Here is a 16,038-nt window from a genome sequence, read left to right on the forward strand (position 1 = left end):
CAATATAGAGTTCATAGCCTAAAACATAATGATGGCCCAGATTCGATTTCCTATGATTAGTGTCGATGATAACGTGGGAATAATAATTCATTAGTGAAATAAAGTTGTGAATCAATGGGTTGTACGATTTTATCGTTTTCGTGTAACCATAGTTGTAAATCATTGTAATAATCGGAGTTCATTGATAAATCATTAGTAAAACAATGGGCTGTAGCTTGTATGGTTTGTTGGTTTAATGCATCATATACATCAGTTTGCGTATAAGCACAATAAATTGCAATCGCTTCATCCAAATGTTGATGAATATAATCTATAGCTTTTTTAATGACAGTGATAAAACGTGATAATTTATCATGCTGTATTTTGAGGTGTTGTGGAGAGGTAATCAATATTAATTGACAAAAATCTGGAACATTATAATCTTTAAGAGCGAAGAAATCGACATTTAAGCCACGTAATTTTGCTTCGATTATTTCGAAATTTTCAAAGATTAACGTTGCTGCGTCTGCTTTGTCCTTCTCTAAGGCATCTGTATGATAAAAGCTATTGTTCACAGGAATCAAATCACCTTCCTGATATGTAGCACCATCGGCTTCAATCATTGTTTTAACAATTGCAATACCACCGGAGCCTGGTGCCCCAGGATAGGTTAAGCGTTTTCCAATAAGGTCACGTGGACGAGTTATTGCTTTATCTTTGTTGAACATGACACCACCGTTAGTGTGCAAGAATCGTGCGAAGCCAACAACGTCTTTAGCGTTAGCACGATCTTCAACTAAGTGAATAGGTTCTGTTATCGCTATATCCATTTTGTTGTTTTCAATTTCAGATAGTGCATCGAAATGCGCTTCTGGCTCAATCATATGTACGTCAAGTTGTGCGTCTGCAAACCAGCCTTTTTCAATGCCAATGATCAGCGGCATATGATCTGGATTTAAAAACCATTCTAAACCAACTGTTAGTGTATCCATTATCTTTTCTCCTCCTATTAAAATAAGCATTCACGTAGCAAAAGTGAATGCTTGTGTTTAACAAGAAAAAGATTGATGTCAAAAGGACTACGCATCAATGACGCACAAGGTTCACTTTCCTACGCTGGTACTAACCATCAGGTTCAAGGGTTGAAACAAAGTTTCTCTCAGCAGCGATTACTGCACCCCTAGTGATCATTTACATATACAACATAACATAACAACATAAGTAAATAAAATTGGTATATCATAATTGAATGATGCATTGATATGACCTATTCTAAAAGTGAACATATTTATAAATTTTTTAATGTTAAGAGGGTTAAAATGTTAATAAGCAATGATTACTTGTATTATTTAACTATTATCATCGAGGTGTTCATTCTTGTAATAATACTTTGGGCGTATTTGCGTCTGAGTCGACAATGGCAATCTAAGCAGCGACGTATTTTAGTGATTAGCTACCAACTTGGTTTAATGGCAGCATTTTTAATTGAATTATTAGATGCGCTACTACCAGAGAATATATTTGGAAATGTTGTATTTGATGATTTATGGGGTTTTTCTACTATGATTGGATTGATTGAACTTAAGCGCCAACATTTCACCAAAGTATGGTGGCTTATGCCGACAACATTTTTGAGTGCTGTATTATTCATTATCTTTATACTATTAGGACCATTTGATTACTGAACATAGGAAACGAGGACGGATAAGCATATTTAACTATTGAACAATGCTAAAGGTTCACTAATTTGTGAAATAAAGTTAATAGTTAATATGTTTATTTTTGTTTTTGTGAAGATACTGCTAGAGAAAATGAGAAAACACTTAATCTCACGAATCTTATTTAAAAGTTGTAAAGTTTGAATAAAGTAAAACGATAAGTACACATTAATTCAATCGTAAAAAACGATAACATGGAGCGTTATTTAGTACAGACTATATTATTTTATCATTTATATATATTATAATAAATTTTGTTTATTTTAGTAGCTGAAATGGTGATTATTCTTTATCTTGAGTATGTTTAAAACTTGGTTTTTCGTGTTTTGAGTCATTTGAAGCATGTTGGTTTTGTCGTTTAATTTGTTTGCGCTGACTTAATGAGAGAAATATTTCCATAATTCCCAGTGCAATTGCAAAGATAGATACAATATCAATACCATTAAATAAACGCACAATCCCAACGATAATTAACATAAGCCCTAGAACGAATGAGAAATTAAAGATGTTTTTCATTTATATCACCTCTTTATCAATATTGTAACTTACGATACAAGATTTTCGAATGATAGTTTTTTAAATTATCATACACCGTGTTTTTATACGAATTTTTAAACGAAAAGAATATCCATACGACTATAAGTTTCTTATGTGGAAACTTTATTTCCTTGATATTGTCATATTAGAAATACAATTTAGTTCAACTGCTAGATACAATAAATGTAAGGAGTTGTTTAATATGATTAAAATTAATAAGGTTATAAAAGCGCAGCGGACTAAACTAGGATTAACGCAAGATAAATTGGCTGCATATTTAGATATCACAAAGCCAACTATTTCAAAATGGGAAAATGGTAGTTTAATGCCTGATATTCAGTTGTTACCAAAGCTTGCAAAATTATTTAATATGAGTGTGGACGAATTATTGGATTATCAAGATGTATTAACGAAAGAGGACGCCACTCATCTGTGTCAACACTTGTCTAAACAATTGACTAATCATTCGTATGGGACATTTTTAACTGCAGTGAAAGAGAGTTGTCATAATAACAATAATGAGTATTCATTTTTATTGTCAATCATTGCGTTGCTGATGAATCATATTTATTATGCTGAAAATGAGGAACAATGTCTAGATACGATTCAATTTGCACAAACATTATGCGATATAGTTGAAGAAAAATCTGATTCTGATGAACTGATAAAATATGCTAAATGTTATCGTTTAGCATTTCAGCTATATTCAGCAGACTATGGCGCCATTATCGACACTGTTCCTGATTGTTCAATTAAAGAGGGAACAGCATTCTTTTTAGCAGATGCTTATGCACAACAAGGGAACTTAGCGAAGGCTTCAAGTGTGATTCAAGTGGATATGTATCAATCACTAATGTTAATGTCTCAACAGTTACAGTTGATATTGGTTCGTGATTTATACGAAGAAATCAGTGATATCGAACAGCGTTTTAAAGCATTGCAGCAGGGGTTTAATACCAATCAATTATTTCCATATATCAATATTGGTATTAATTTGTCGCTGGCTAAGTATTACTATCAACAAACTGAGTATGAGCAAGCTTTAGAATATTTAGAAGACTACTGTCAGTGCTATGAACGAGTTGTGCGAAATTGTAATTATCAGCAAGATCATTTTTTTAATGATATTGATATGTTTTTAGCAAAAATGCCGTTTGGTGAGCGATTAAATATACAAAATGATAGAGTGGCACGTGACTTTTATAGAGTCGTAGCTGACGAACAACGATTTGCAGAATTGTGGCATAATCCACAATTTCAACAGATTGTGAAGCGTTTAGACTTTATATATCGCCAGGGGATTGAATAAAATGAAGAAATGGTATGTGACAATACTTTTATTAGGGATTAGTTTACTTTCAGGATGCAATTACAGTGATACACATCAAAGGACAGGTTTGGTGTATCAACTTGTTGTTGGACCTATGGATGGGTTGCTGCATTATTTGGGTTTACATCTGAATCATAATTATGGATTGGCTATTGTTATTATTGTGTGCCTAGTAAGATTAATATTAATGCCACTCATGTTGCATAACCAAAAACAAATGGCAATAACCAGTATGAAAATGAAAGAATTACAACCCAAAATTGAACCGATACAACAAAAAATAAAAGCAGCAGCAACTCAGCAACTAAAAAATGAGGCATATCAAGAGTTGCAGCAGTTATATCAACAACATCAACTTAATCCTTTAACAACCATGTTTGGCTGTTTACCTATGCTAATACAAATCCCCATTTTATTTGGATTATATGCGACATTAAAATGGCCAACTTCAGGAGGAATTCTAAGTTATCCAACATTTATGTGGTTTCATCTCACATCACCAGATAGCATGATAGCTATGATTGCTGGGTTCATGTATTTTGTCCAATCATGGTTAAGTGCCAGACAAATGCCTAAGGAACAAAGAATGATGGGCTATGTGATGATGATCGTTTCCCCGTTATTTATTCTCTACATTGCGTTTCAATCTCCCTCAGCACTAGCTTTATATTGGTTTGTAAATGCTGCGTTATTAATATTGCAAGCAATTATATCACAACGCCAAACGCATCATATTAGACAATCAAAAACAATGTGATAAATCTTCATATTATTAGGTAGACACTGCCATAGTTAAGCATGATAAAAGAAGACAGGCACTATCATTTACCAATCAACGGGATGTTAAAAATGATTCAATATTTATTATAGCTGGTATGATTGCCACAGTTGAGACAACACCACTTAGTATCAGTCGACCATATATGTGTAGTTGTTAGGTAGTAATTGAAGCAAGCGACCTCTTTATGAAAAGCAGATAGTCGAATTAATTGAGCCACAAGTTGTAAATAGCCAGAATAGATAGAATAGCAAAATATTTAACTGCAAGTTTTTTAAAAAAACATTCGATTTTAAGCAAGCGAGAATTGAATTATTAATCGTATTAAATGCATAAATATAAAATATTATGAATATACAAGGAAGTGTGAAAATTTATTTTCTAGGACATGGATCATCTTTTTGAGAAGATACATGTCTAAATTTTTAATCAAAAAGCGGATGTGAGATTGTGAAAAAATAGATATAAACATTTGTTCATAGCCCGCAATAATATTTTGCATATTGGTTACTTTTAAAGACATATTATAATAAAAATTCCCAAGTTGTATAGACAAATATGCCTACAATGGCGGGGTTTTTACTTCGTAAATGCAATTTACATACTTGTCACAAAAACTTAACAATTCTCAAAAGCCTTGTGTATGTAAGCGTTGTAATATTAAATGTGAAATATTTCACAGAAATAATTATTTAAGGTATTAACAATTTTTGATAATCGTACTACACTGTCGGTGGAGGTACAAAAGAGAATAAATTAATTTGAGGGAAGAAGGTTATATTTATGAAATTCTTGAAAGTTGCTTCTTCGGAGGAAGCAAGAAAATATTTCACTAGCGAAAGAGAAATTGTATCGATCCATGACAAAGATGAAGACATCATCGATTTAGGTGCTGTTGTTCTTATGGAAGAGGATATGGATTTTGTCAACAAACTTAAAGAGGCAAAATTAGACATTCCTGTATTTGTTGTTTCCGACTACGAAAATGATAAAGATGCAGCTAACGCAGTGGATTTAAAAGAAGTAGATTTCATAATAGATGTAAACAATAGTAATTTTGAATATAATTCAAAAAAATTAGAATATGCAATTTCTAAATATGAAAACAATGTACTACCTCCATTCTTTAATACTTTAGCGGACTATGTTGAACGCGGTAATGTGCAATTCGACTGTCCTGGACACCAAGGTGGACAATATTTTGCTAAACATCCAGCTGGAAGACAATTCTACAAATTCTTCGGCGAAAATATTTTTAGAGCAGATATTTGTAACGCAGACGTGGATTTAGGGGACTTATTAATCCATGAAGGTCCAGCCGTAGATGCTCAAAAACATGCTGCAAAAGTTTATAATGCAGACAAAACATATTTCGTTATGAACGGCTCAACAACATCAAATAACATTACGATTACATCAGCAATTATGCCTGATGACTTAGTATTATTTGACAGAAACAACCACAAATCAGTTTATATTTCAGCTTTAGTTAAAGACGGTGGCCGTCCAGTTTATATGCAAACAGCACGTGACTCTTATGGTTTCATTGGCGGTATTCACGAACACGACTTTGATGAAGAATATTTGAGACAAGAAGTTGCTAAAGTGGATCCTGAACGTGCAAAATGGGATAGACCTTTCCGTTTAGCTGTTATCCAATTGGGAACTTATGATGGTACGATTTACAATGCACGTCAAGTTGTAGATAAAATTGGTCACTTATGTGATTACATTTTATTCGACTCAGCTTGGGTGGGTTATGAACAATTCATTCCATTAATGAAAAAATCTTCACCATTATTATTAGACCTTGATGAAAATGATCCTGGTATCTTTGTTGTTCAATCTACACATAAACAACAAGCTGGTTTCTCACAAGCGTCACAAATCCATAAAAAAGATAAACACATTAAAGGCCAAAAACGTTATATCAATCATAAACGTTTCAATAATGCTTATATGCAATATGCATCAACTTCACCGTTCTATCCAATGTTCGCTTCTCTAGATATCAACGCAAGAATGCAAGAAGGACCTATGGGAGAAAAACTTTGGAACGATTGTTTAACGGTATCAACAAATGCTAGAAAAGAAATCCTAGCTAAATGTAAATATATTAAACCGTTCTTACCTGAAAAAGTGAATGGTAAAAAATGGTCTGATGCACCAACAGAAGAAATCATTAGCAATTTAGACTATTGGAAATTCAATCCAGAAGAATCATGGCATGGTTTCAACGGCTATGGTAAAGACCAATATTTCGTTGATCCAAACAAATTCTTATTAACAACACCAGGTATCAACCCAGAAGATGATTCATACATGGACTTTGGTATCCCAGCAGTTATTTTGGCTAATTATTTACGTGAAAATGGCATTATTCCTGAGAAAAATGACTTAAACTCTATTCTATTCTTAATGACACCAGCTAGCGACGAAGCTAAAATGAACAATTTAATCGCTAAATTAATCAAATTCGAAAGCTTAATTGATCAAGATGCACCGCTAGATAAAGTGTTGCCAAGATTGTATCATCAAAACTTTGAACGCTATCAAGGTTATACAATTCGTCAATTATGCCAAGAATTACATGATTTCTATAAAGAACATAATACAAAAGAATTCCAGAAAAAAATGTTCTTAAAAGACTACTTACCAGAACAAAGCATGAAACCTTACGATGCTAACATTCAATTATTGAAAAACAACGCTAAATTAGTTGAATTAGACAACATCGTTGGAGAAATTGCACTTGAAGGTGCATTACCATATCCTCCAGGAATCTTCTGTGTTGTTCCAGGTGAAAAATGGAGCGAAACAGCTAAATCTTACTTCAAGATTTTAGAAGAAGGTATCAATAAATTCCCTGGATTCGCACCAGAAATTCAAGGTGTTTACTTTGAAGAAGTAGACGGCAAAATTAAAGCATTTGGTTATGTGCTAGAAAGCTAGGAAGGAGAACGAACATGGCTCAAAAGAAAAAAATGAGTGTGACTCAGTTAACAATCGTTACGGCTGTTAACATGATGGGTTCAGGTATTATCATGTTACCGACGAACCTCGCACAAGTAGGTACAATGTCAATCCTTTCATGGATTGTGACAACAGTTGGAGCAGTAATGCTTGCTTTCATCTTTGCTAGAGCAGGTTTATACAGCTCAAAAGGTGGAGGAATGGGTGGTTATGCAGAATACTCATTCGGTAAAGCCGGAGCATTCTTAACTAACTATACGTATGGTCTTTCGTTGGTAATTGCCAATGCTGCCATCGCTATTTCAGCAGTAGGTTATACAGCTGAATTACTTCACATCCATATGTCACCAGTTGCTACAGCGTTATGGACAATTTTAGCGTTATGGGTAGCAACATCATTAAACTTTGGTGGTGCAAGCATCACTGGTAAAATCAGTTCATTTACTGTATGGGGCGTTATTCTTCCAGTTGTATTCATCAGTATTATTGGATGGTTCTGGTTCAGTGGAAGTAACTTCGCATCATCATGGAACCCACATCACTTTGGATTCTTCGAAGGTATGGGTAAATCAATTTCAATTACCTTATGGGCATTCTTAGGTTTAGAGTCAGCAGCAGCAAATAGTGATGCTGTAGATAATCCTAAGAAAAACGTACCAATTGCCGTTATGGGTGGTACAATCGGTGCTGCGGTAATGTACATTATTTCTACAAACGTTATTTTAGGTATTTCACCAATTAAAGATTTAGCACATTCAAATGCACCATTCGGTTTAGCATTTAGTCATATGTTTAACCCAACAGTAGGTAGCATTGTAATCGGATTAATGATTATTTCATGTTTCGGTTCATTAATTGGTTGGCAATTTACAATTGCAGAAGTGTTTAGAACGTCTGCAGTTGAAAAATACTTCCCTAAAGTATTCGCTAAAACAATTGGTAATGGTACACCATTAATTGGTATGTTGATAATTACATGTTTACAAACACTAATTTCATTAATGACAATTAGTCCATCATTATCTAAACAATTTACCATTTTAGTTAACTTGGCCGTTGTAACGAACGCTGTGCCATACGTTCTTACTATGGCAAGTATTAAGACGATGCAGAAAGAAGCAGGTAGTGTGTCTGCTAAAGGCATGAAGTGGACAAACTTTATTGCAGTCATTGCAGGACTTTACACATTATATGCAATCTACTCTTCTGGTGGTATCGCAGTTTACTACGGTGCAATAGTAACGTTTGCCGGATGGACACTTTATGGATTGATTTCCTATAGATTTGACGTAAACAAACCTCATGAAAATATTACAAAATAATTAAGATAGCTTAAAAAACGTGAATATTCTTTCCTTAACAATCCCATTAGCTGTATTCTCAAACCTCTCGCAACACGGCTATGGGATTGTTTTATTTGAATTTAGGTGTAAAATAATAGGTGTAAATATGTAAAAGGACTAGATAAAAATGAAAAAAGCAGATCATTCTGTGAGTAGAATATTAGTCATTTCTACGATAGGTGCACTGATCTTTTCCGTGGTAGGTATCTTTTTAGGTATCGTATCAAACAGTGACATGGTGTTACTTGACGGTCTGTATGCAGTGCTTAGCTTATTAATTTCTTCACTTTCTTTATTTACATCTATAGCAATCAAGAAACCGAATCATGAGTCTTTTCCGTTTGGTAAATATGTGTTTCAACCTCTTACCATTATCTTTAACTCATCAATCATGTTGTTATTATGTATCTTATCATTAGTATCATCAGTTTATGCGATTCTACAAGGCGGGAGAGATATCAATGCAAACATTGGTTTGTTCTATGGTATTTTCTCATTTGTAGGCTGTGGTCTAGTGTGTTTAATGTTGTCACGCAACCGTAAACGTTCAGATCTTATTTATGCTGAAATGTTGCAGTGGTTACTCGATACTGTAGTTAGTTTTGGTTTAGTATTTGGCTTTGTGTTAATGTTTGTTTTAAAATACACGCCACTTGCATGGCTCATTCCTTACATTGACCCAGGAATGGTGTTACTTGCAGGGATTATCCTGATTACAATGCCAATTCGATTACTATACAATAATGGTAAGGAACTTATTTCTATGTCAGCATCTGAAGAAGTTCAATATGAAATTTTTACGATTGTTAAAGAATTAAACTTAAAATATAATATTCGTGAAGAAGATTTAAGAATTTCTAAAATGGGACAAGCGATTTATATAGATTTACAAAATATTGTAGATTCCAAATCAGCAATTAGAACGATTGAACAAGCAGATGTCTATCGTGATGAGCTGATTCATAATATAAATGAGGCTTTTACAAACTATGATAAGTGGTTGAATATTTCATTTACGGAACAGTATTATTTAAGACAATTGAATTAGGATTTGATTTGTTGATGCATCACGTTTGATAAGACAAATGATATGGCACATGAGGTTTGAGATAACCTTGTGTGCCTTTTTCATTATTAAATAGAATGAATCGCACTTTTTTTGTTACTTATATGAAAGAACTTATTTCGGGGATGATAATAATTATTTTGGAGGTGCCACACATGAATGCAGATATGGAGTTATATAATAAGAAATTTGGGACAGAAGCACAACTATATAATACAAAAGTAAAGTATGTCTATAATCAAAATGGCAAGAAAACATTTGTCGAATCGACATTGATTTTAAGTAGACGACATATTGTTATTATTTCAAATAAGGAACACTTTTTTAAGGAAATTATTATACGCAATATTAAAGGGTATACCTTATCTGATAAGTTTATGAGTGCCGTTGTTGAATTGATTTATGGGGATAATCAATTTGAATTTAATGCCACGATAGCTTTTAAAAACAAGAAAGAACGTGAAATCGTGTTGAATTTCTTAAGCGTACTTTTCGACAATAACTTTTTGAAAAATAAACTACAAAATAAAACAGATCGATAGCGTCTGTAAACAGCTAGATAAGTATAAAAAATCATCTGAGTATATAAATGATTATATCAGATGATTTTTTATATTCTTAATTGGAGGAACTTATTTATAAAAGGAGGAACAGATGATGTATAACGATATCAGTGAAGTACAATTACCACAACAATTTAAATATGGTAGTCAGCAAGACATCGTTGTTCGCAGTTATTATCAGTTTACAGCTGATAATCGTATTTATTTTGACGCACATCATTATCGAGATTTGATTGATCATGAATATCGGTTAACGATAGATATCCAGTCTCCAGTTAATGCATACGGGTTAGCTATTGATTTCTTTGATATTGACGAGATATATTATCAATATATTCATCCTAAATTGGATGGTCAGCTTATCAATAATACATTGATTTCAATGAATACAACAGCTGAAAATATCGCTAACTGGTTTTGGGAGCAATTCAAGCACCACCTGCCATCAGGGCATCATATATGTCGGCTCGAGCTAGCAGAAACGGCGCAGCATAGTGTTATATTGGACTCACGATTAAACTATAAACGTGTGTGATATTTATGCCATGTTAAAATACCCCAAAACAGTACAAGGCCACTCATTAAAATAAGCCAAATGATATCGAATTGTCCTGTTGTTATCTTGGTGTATACACTGTAGATGAATAAAGCAATAAAGAAATAACCAATTGTCCATTTACTTGCGATACTAAAGTGATGACGTTCCATTTCATCTTGCTTTTTTAACATTTGAATCATCCTTTGCTTTACTTTGTGCTAAATAAATCGTCAACGGTTGTATCAAACTGCTTTGCAAGTTTAAACGCTAACATTAATGTGGGATCATATTTATTATTCTCGATAGCATTAATTGTTTGGCGCGAAACGTTGACGTTTTTGCTTAACGTTTCTTGAGACATGCCTATTTTTTTACGATAGGCTTTAATTTTATTTTTCATATATCACGCATCCTAAGTGGTATATTTCTTTTTTACAGAAAAGTAATTCATGACTAAAAATAACAGGCCCAATAAGATGTATAGTAATTCTGGATAATCTTTAAATATAAAAAGTGATTCTGAAACTTTCTTGTATATACCAAATAAACGCAAAAATACTGAAGATAGCATTATATAAACTATCCACACAAATGTGCGTGCAAATATTTCTAGGAACATCCGCCGTTGTCGTTCATCGTATTTGGTATCGTCTTTTTTACGACCATCGACGCTCTCTGCTGGCAACAATGCAGTGGTGACGATACTCCATGATACTGAAAATATAAAGAAACCGATATATGCTAAGATTTTCATTGTATTACACCTCAAAATGTCAAAAGTTTTTTACATAAACACCATAACAACTGAAATTTAGAATGTCAAATACTTTTTACATTTTAAATAATAAAAAAAGAGCGGGACAGCATTTATTGTGAATTCGAAGTCCCACCCTGGCAAGGTTGACTCGGGTTGAAAAAAGCTTGGGATAAGCGTATTTTCAATTCAGTCAACTACTGCCAATATAGAGTTCATAGCCTAAAACATGACGATGTCCGAGACGTTTTAGGTAACTAGCTTAAAATGAGTTGTGTTAATTCTTCTGCTGATAATAATCCAAAGTAATAATTTAAATCAATATCTTCTAAGCGAGCGATTAAATCCTGTTTAACCATTCGTGTACCTACTAGATGTGTTTCAACATCATGAATATCGCCTTGTCCAAAGAAATCGCCAAAAATACTACAACCTGAGATACGATTTTGTGTTACTGAAAGTGAAATATCAATGGTACCACAAGCAAAACGCGCATTGCGATTATATTCATAACGCGGAGAATGTCCATAATTCCACTCCCAATTTGCGTATTTGTCAGCAACGAGTTGATCAATACCAGCCCAATCTTCGTCGGTTAATGTATAGCGTTTGACATCTGAAATGTCATCGATGCCCATAATTTGTTTAATAATAAGGTCTTTGAACGCTTGAATGGTGATGTCTTGATACTCAGGGGCAAGTGAATCCCTAATATTACCCACGCGAGCACGTACGGATTTAATGCCTTTGGACTCAATTTTTTTGCGATTTGGATTTAATGATTGCACCATGGCATCGTAATCAACGTCGAGCAGTAGAGAGTAACCACCATAAATACGGTTGTTGATTACTGTCATAGCGGCGCCAGAAATTTTTTTGCCATGGAGTGTTAAATCATTGCGTCCACTTTGGATGACATCGGTGGCACCAAGATGATGCAATGCTTTGATTGCTGGACGATAGAAACGTTGAAAGTCTCCATAAATTGACGTATCTTGTTCAAGGATGCAGCACACATTTACAGCACCTTTATCAACGTAAACGGCACCGCCTCCAGTATCTCGACGTACTACTTGAATGCCATGCTTATCAACGTATTCTTGATTGATTTCGATGGCAGTATTTTGGAAACGTCCAATTTCAATTTTAGGGTCACAGTAGTATGGTAATAGAATATCTTCATCTAAAAAAATATGCTGATTTACATAAACTTGCATGGCAAGGTTAACCGCACCATCAGCGATATATTTTCCATTGCGGATGGGTTCAATTAAATACATAATTTTAGCTCCTAGTTGTTCATTTTCTGCTGTGCAGTTGTCATTAATGTAGCAATGTCTTCATTCAAATGAATGGTTCGCGCTTTAATATTTTGTGGAATACGATAAGCTTTTTTATTTAAAGTCATAAAAAGGGCATCTGGATTGTGACGTGTCATGCGCTGAAACGGATGTTTCACAAATTGTGGTGTCGTATAACCGATACCAATTTCAAGGTATAAGATTTTGCCATGTTGATGTTCAGCTAAAAAGGCATTATACCGTTCGAGCTGTGCATGAAAATCAGCATCTTCAACCATGCCAACTTGTGCTTTACGTTTGTTAATTTCCATAGGCGCATCACATTTTGGACAATGTGGAATCAATGTCCAAGGAATTTTCATATCTTGTTGTTCAGCTACCATCTGACGAATAGCATCATCATCACGATAGGTCTTTGCATGACAATGCTGGCTACATTGCCATAAAATATATTCGCCTTGAATATGAAATACTTTATTTAAATCATAGTCTGCTGCTAAAAAAGCATTATCTGCATTGGTTGTAATAATATGATACGCTTTTTGCGCTAATAATGATTTTAAAGCAAGATATGATGCTCCGACCGGCTGATCCAAATAATTTAAAACAACAAAACGACTTTCGAATGCCCAGTATTCCTGCCAACTATCAAAGGGATGTAGACTGGCTTGTAACATATCAAAGAAACCATATTTTTCGATAAAATCTGGAAAGTTTTGTGTAAAACGTTCACCTATATAGGTAAAGCCATCAGCTGCCGACATACCAGCGCCAATACCGACAACGACTGCATCTGCTTCATAGATAGCGCGTAGTAGTATATCGACTTGTGCAGCGTCTTCGCGAGCAAGTTGGAGTGCTGCCCATTTATTATGACTCATGAGTCTGAAGCACCTCCGTATAAAGTTGTGCATCTTTATCAGTAAAGACATTAAAAATAACCTTTATTGATGATGGATGTGTTGTTAAATAATCCGAAACGGTCTTAATCGCGATATGGCAAGCTTCTTCTTGTGGAAAGCCGAATACACCTGTCGCAATGCAACAAAAAGCTATATGTTGTAAACCGTGCTGTTCAGCTAATTCTAAGCAAGATGTATAACAGCGCGCTAACAGTTCTTTATTCATTTGCGAAACAGGATATTTACGTATTTGTGGACCGACAGTGTGCAAGACATAACGGCAAGGCAAGTTATACGCCGGTGTGATTTTAGCCTTACCTATACCTTCTTTACGACCTTGTTGTTTGATGATTTGTGCACAATCAAGACGAAGTTGAACGCCTGCTTTTGTATGGATTATGTTATCTATACAATCATGATTGGATTGCATACAACCTAAGAGGCTACTGTTAGCAGCATTGACAATCCCATCAACAGCCAGACGTGTAATATCACCTTGCCACACATATAACTGTTGATTCTCTACAGGTGTTAACGCATCCATATGAATGGGCTGTCGTTCAGTTGATAATGCTGAAAGATAAGCATCTTGAATATCTAAATATTCTTGAGAAATAGGTTCTGGTGGTCTGACATTGGCTAAGCCACGATATAATTCCCATTGTGCTGTGGAGTCAGTAGGGTAGTTTAACGGTTCTGAACCATGTGCTTCTTGCCATAAATAATGTGTTAAATAAGCGAGACGTTTACTTTGTGTTTGTAACATTTATGCCTCTGGTAATGCGTTATACGCATCTTCATCTACATTTTCTAATTTGACTAACCAATTGTCTTCTGGTTTTTCTGAGTTTAAAATCGTTGGTTCGTCTTCAGCTTTTGTATTGCGTGCCACAATTGTGCCGGCAAGAGGCGTTTGGACATCTAACACCGTTTTTGAAGCTTCAATACTTACAATTTCATCGTTTTTAGCGACATCGTTTGCAGTCATGAATTCAACATAACCCACAGTACCAATATCATCTTGAAGTTCTGGTGTCATATAATAGACATATTGGTTTCCTTCCTTTTGTACTAATAGATAGTTTGCTAATTTAGCCATATATATACTTCCTTTCTTTAGTTATAGATATGCTTGTGCAAGTAGTTCTAGCGTGCGACAGCGGTTTTCTATATTTGGTAGGAGCGGTACCACTAAGACTTCATCAGCTTGAAAGTCTTGAATCATGGCGTCGAGTTTTGGTGTTACTTGTGTGATGGTTCCAGCTAAAATTTTAGAATGAGATGCTTGCATGCGTGCTTTATCTCGCGCAGTTGGTTGATATTGTAATGCAGTCTCATAAGATGGAAAACGTTCGAACTCAGCAAAATAACGTTTTCCTAATAACCATACATCTAGTGCTTGTAATAATCGTGTAGCTTCTTTCTCAGTGTCAGTTACAATGACAAACACGGTTAACATAACACTTGGTGACATCTGTAGTGATGTAATTTCAAAATGCTGGCGATAAGTAGCGATGCTATGTTGTGTGGCACGTATGCTATCTGTATCTGGCAATAAAAATGTACCAACAGCAAACCCCATACCTTGCTGTGCAGCCATTTTAGCTGAACGTTGGCTAATGCTTAATAGCCACATATCAGGATGATGTGATATGTTTGGTTGTGCCATGACGCTAGAAAAGCGCTGCTCACTTTGCTGATTTGTTAAGTAATGACGAAGATCCACGATACTTTGTTGATAATCAAGATATTCAGATTTATCCTCGTCCATTGCACGTTTCACGGCAGGTGTACCAGGATTATTGCCAATGCCAAGATCGACGCGTCCAGGATAAAATGCTTCTAACATGCGAAAATTTTCGGCGACTTTGTAAGGACTATAATGAGGCAACATAATACCACCTGAGCCTATTTTAATGTGGGATGTTTTACCCAAAATGTGCATCATCAATAATTCTGGACTACTGCAAGCAAAAGCTGGCACGTTATGATGCTCTGTTATCCAAAAACGTTTAAAGCGTAGTCGATCTGCCAGTTGTGCCAAGCGTATTGTATCGTGAAGTGCCTGCTCAGCATTTTTCCCTTCATCTATCATCGCATAATCTAACACATTTAGTTCTACCAAAAACTCATCTCCATTACTGTTTTATCATTCCCCAATTATTTACCCAATTTTATTTTAACGGTTTTTGTTATGTATTGCTAAATTTCAGTTTACAACAACATATTTTTATGTGGTTTATTTGGTTCAAAGTG

18 protein-coding genes and 1 riboswitch are annotated in these 16,038 nt (G+C 34.6%); of the genes, 8 read left to right on the forward strand and 10 right to left on the reverse strand.

Features of this window, described 5'->3' with window-relative positions:
* Window positions 1-56: 56 nt before the first annotated feature.
* Entirely contained in the window at window positions 57-971 is a 915-nt protein-coding gene (locus HMPREF3267_RS06235) for an ABC transporter substrate-binding protein (protein ID WP_062078243.1), read from the reverse strand.
* 99 nt (window positions 972-1,070) lie between these two features.
* A riboswitch (TPP riboswitch) is annotated at window positions 1,071-1,171 on the reverse strand.
* A 127-nt stretch (window positions 1,172-1,298) separates the two neighbouring features.
* Here HMPREF3267_RS06235 and HMPREF3267_RS06240 point away from each other — a divergent pair.
* Window positions 1,299-1,664: a hypothetical protein gene (locus HMPREF3267_RS06240; protein ID WP_002479027.1), complete on the forward strand. Its 366-nt coding sequence runs from the start codon at window positions 1,299-1,301 to the stop codon at window positions 1,662-1,664.
* 315 nt (window positions 1,665-1,979) lie between these two features.
* Here the strand turns inward: HMPREF3267_RS06240 and HMPREF3267_RS06245 are convergent, their stop codons facing one another.
* A complete protein-coding gene (locus HMPREF3267_RS06245; protein WP_002460728.1) occupies window positions 1,980-2,213 on the reverse strand; it encodes a hypothetical protein in 234 nt (77 codons plus the stop codon).
* Between the two features lie 223 nt (window positions 2,214-2,436).
* Between HMPREF3267_RS06245 and HMPREF3267_RS06250 the strand changes: the two genes are divergently transcribed.
* The 7 genes from HMPREF3267_RS06250 to HMPREF3267_RS06280 all read left to right on the forward strand — a co-directional run bounded on the left by HMPREF3267_RS06250 (window position 2,437) and on the right by HMPREF3267_RS06280 (window position 10,822).
* A complete protein-coding gene (locus tag HMPREF3267_RS06250) occupies window positions 2,437-3,543 on the forward strand; it encodes a helix-turn-helix domain-containing protein (RefSeq protein WP_062078241.1) in 1,107 nt (368 codons plus the stop codon).
* Window position 3,544: 1 nt separating this feature from the next.
* Window positions 3,545-4,321 carry a membrane protein insertase YidC gene (gene yidC / locus HMPREF3267_RS06255; protein WP_062078239.1) on the forward strand — a complete coding sequence of 259 codons (777 nt, stop codon included), beginning with the start codon at window positions 3,545-3,547 and terminating at the stop codon, window positions 4,319-4,321.
* An 804-nt stretch (window positions 4,322-5,125) separates the two neighbouring features.
* Window positions 5,126-7,294 carry an ornithine decarboxylase gene (speC, locus tag HMPREF3267_RS06260; protein ID WP_002460725.1) on the forward strand — a complete coding sequence of 723 codons (2,169 nt, stop codon included), beginning with the start codon at window positions 5,126-5,128 and terminating at the stop codon, window positions 7,292-7,294.
* 14 nt (window positions 7,295-7,308) lie between these two features.
* The gene (gene potE / locus HMPREF3267_RS06265; RefSeq protein ID WP_002460723.1) at window positions 7,309-8,637 is read left to right on the forward strand and encodes a putrescine-ornithine antiporter; all 1,329 of its coding nucleotides are present in this window, start codon (window positions 7,309-7,311) and stop codon (window positions 8,635-8,637) included.
* A gap of 148 nt (window positions 8,638-8,785) precedes the next feature.
* Entirely contained in the window at window positions 8,786-9,706 is a 921-nt protein-coding gene (locus tag HMPREF3267_RS06270; RefSeq protein WP_002460722.1) for a cation diffusion facilitator family transporter, read from the forward strand.
* Between the two features lie 173 nt (window positions 9,707-9,879).
* Window positions 9,880-10,266, forward strand: coding sequence for a hypothetical protein (locus tag HMPREF3267_RS06275; protein WP_002479023.1), 387 nt, complete (start codon window positions 9,880-9,882; stop codon window positions 10,264-10,266).
* 115 nt (window positions 10,267-10,381) lie between these two features.
* Window positions 10,382-10,822, forward strand: a complete 441-nt coding sequence (locus HMPREF3267_RS06280) for a 6-pyruvoyl trahydropterin synthase family protein (protein WP_070545294.1) — start codon at window positions 10,382-10,384, stop codon at window positions 10,820-10,822.
* Here the strand turns inward: HMPREF3267_RS06280 and HMPREF3267_RS06285 are convergent.
* From HMPREF3267_RS06285 to HMPREF3267_RS06320, 8 genes are all read right to left on the reverse strand, one after another.
* The gene (locus HMPREF3267_RS06285; RefSeq protein WP_002492404.1) at window positions 10,807-11,016 is read right to left on the reverse strand and encodes a hypothetical protein; all 210 of its coding nucleotides are present in this window, start codon (window positions 11,014-11,016) and stop codon (window positions 10,807-10,809) included. The two genes, HMPREF3267_RS06280 and HMPREF3267_RS06285, sit on opposite strands and share 16 nt — an antisense overlap.
* A 17-nt stretch (window positions 11,017-11,033) precedes the next feature.
* Window positions 11,034-11,225 carry a helix-turn-helix transcriptional regulator gene (locus tag HMPREF3267_RS06290; protein WP_002460717.1) on the reverse strand — a complete coding sequence of 64 codons (192 nt, stop codon included), beginning with the start codon at window positions 11,223-11,225 and terminating at the stop codon, window positions 11,034-11,036.
* A 12-nt stretch (window positions 11,226-11,237) separates the two neighbouring features.
* On the reverse strand, window positions 11,238-11,579 hold the full coding sequence (locus tag HMPREF3267_RS06295; RefSeq protein WP_002460715.1) for a hypothetical protein: 342 nt from the start codon (window positions 11,577-11,579) through the stop codon (window positions 11,238-11,240).
* 257 nt (window positions 11,580-11,836) lie between these two features.
* The gene (locus HMPREF3267_RS06300; protein WP_062078235.1) at window positions 11,837-12,859 is read right to left on the reverse strand and encodes a lipoate--protein ligase; all 1,023 of its coding nucleotides are present in this window, start codon (window positions 12,857-12,859) and stop codon (window positions 11,837-11,839) included.
* Window positions 12,860-12,870: 11 nt separating this feature from the next.
* Window positions 12,871-13,761 carry an SIR2 family NAD-dependent protein deacylase gene (locus HMPREF3267_RS06305; protein WP_062078233.1) on the reverse strand — a complete coding sequence of 297 codons (891 nt, stop codon included), beginning with the start codon at window positions 13,759-13,761 and terminating at the stop codon, window positions 12,871-12,873.
* Window positions 13,751-14,548 carry a protein-ADP-ribose hydrolase gene (locus HMPREF3267_RS06310; protein ID WP_037544316.1) on the reverse strand — a complete coding sequence of 266 codons (798 nt, stop codon included), beginning with the start codon at window positions 14,546-14,548 and terminating at the stop codon, window positions 13,751-13,753. The genes HMPREF3267_RS06305 and HMPREF3267_RS06310 overlap by 11 nt, the downstream gene beginning before the upstream one ends.
* Window positions 14,549-14,881, reverse strand: a complete 333-nt coding sequence (locus HMPREF3267_RS06315; RefSeq protein ID WP_002460709.1) for a glycine cleavage system H family protein — start codon at window positions 14,879-14,881, stop codon at window positions 14,549-14,551. It abuts the gene before it with no gap.
* A gap of 21 nt (window positions 14,882-14,902) precedes the next feature.
* Window positions 14,903-15,907, reverse strand: coding sequence for an LLM class flavin-dependent oxidoreductase (locus tag HMPREF3267_RS06320; protein WP_062078231.1), 1,005 nt, complete (start codon window positions 15,905-15,907; stop codon window positions 14,903-14,905).
* Window positions 15,908-16,038: the final 131 nt, after the last annotated feature.

It is taken from the genome of Staphylococcus sp. HMSC62D11, from assembly GCF_001839145.1.
GTDB classification, from domain to species: Bacteria; Bacillota; Bacilli; order Staphylococcales; family Staphylococcaceae; genus Staphylococcus; species Staphylococcus lugdunensis.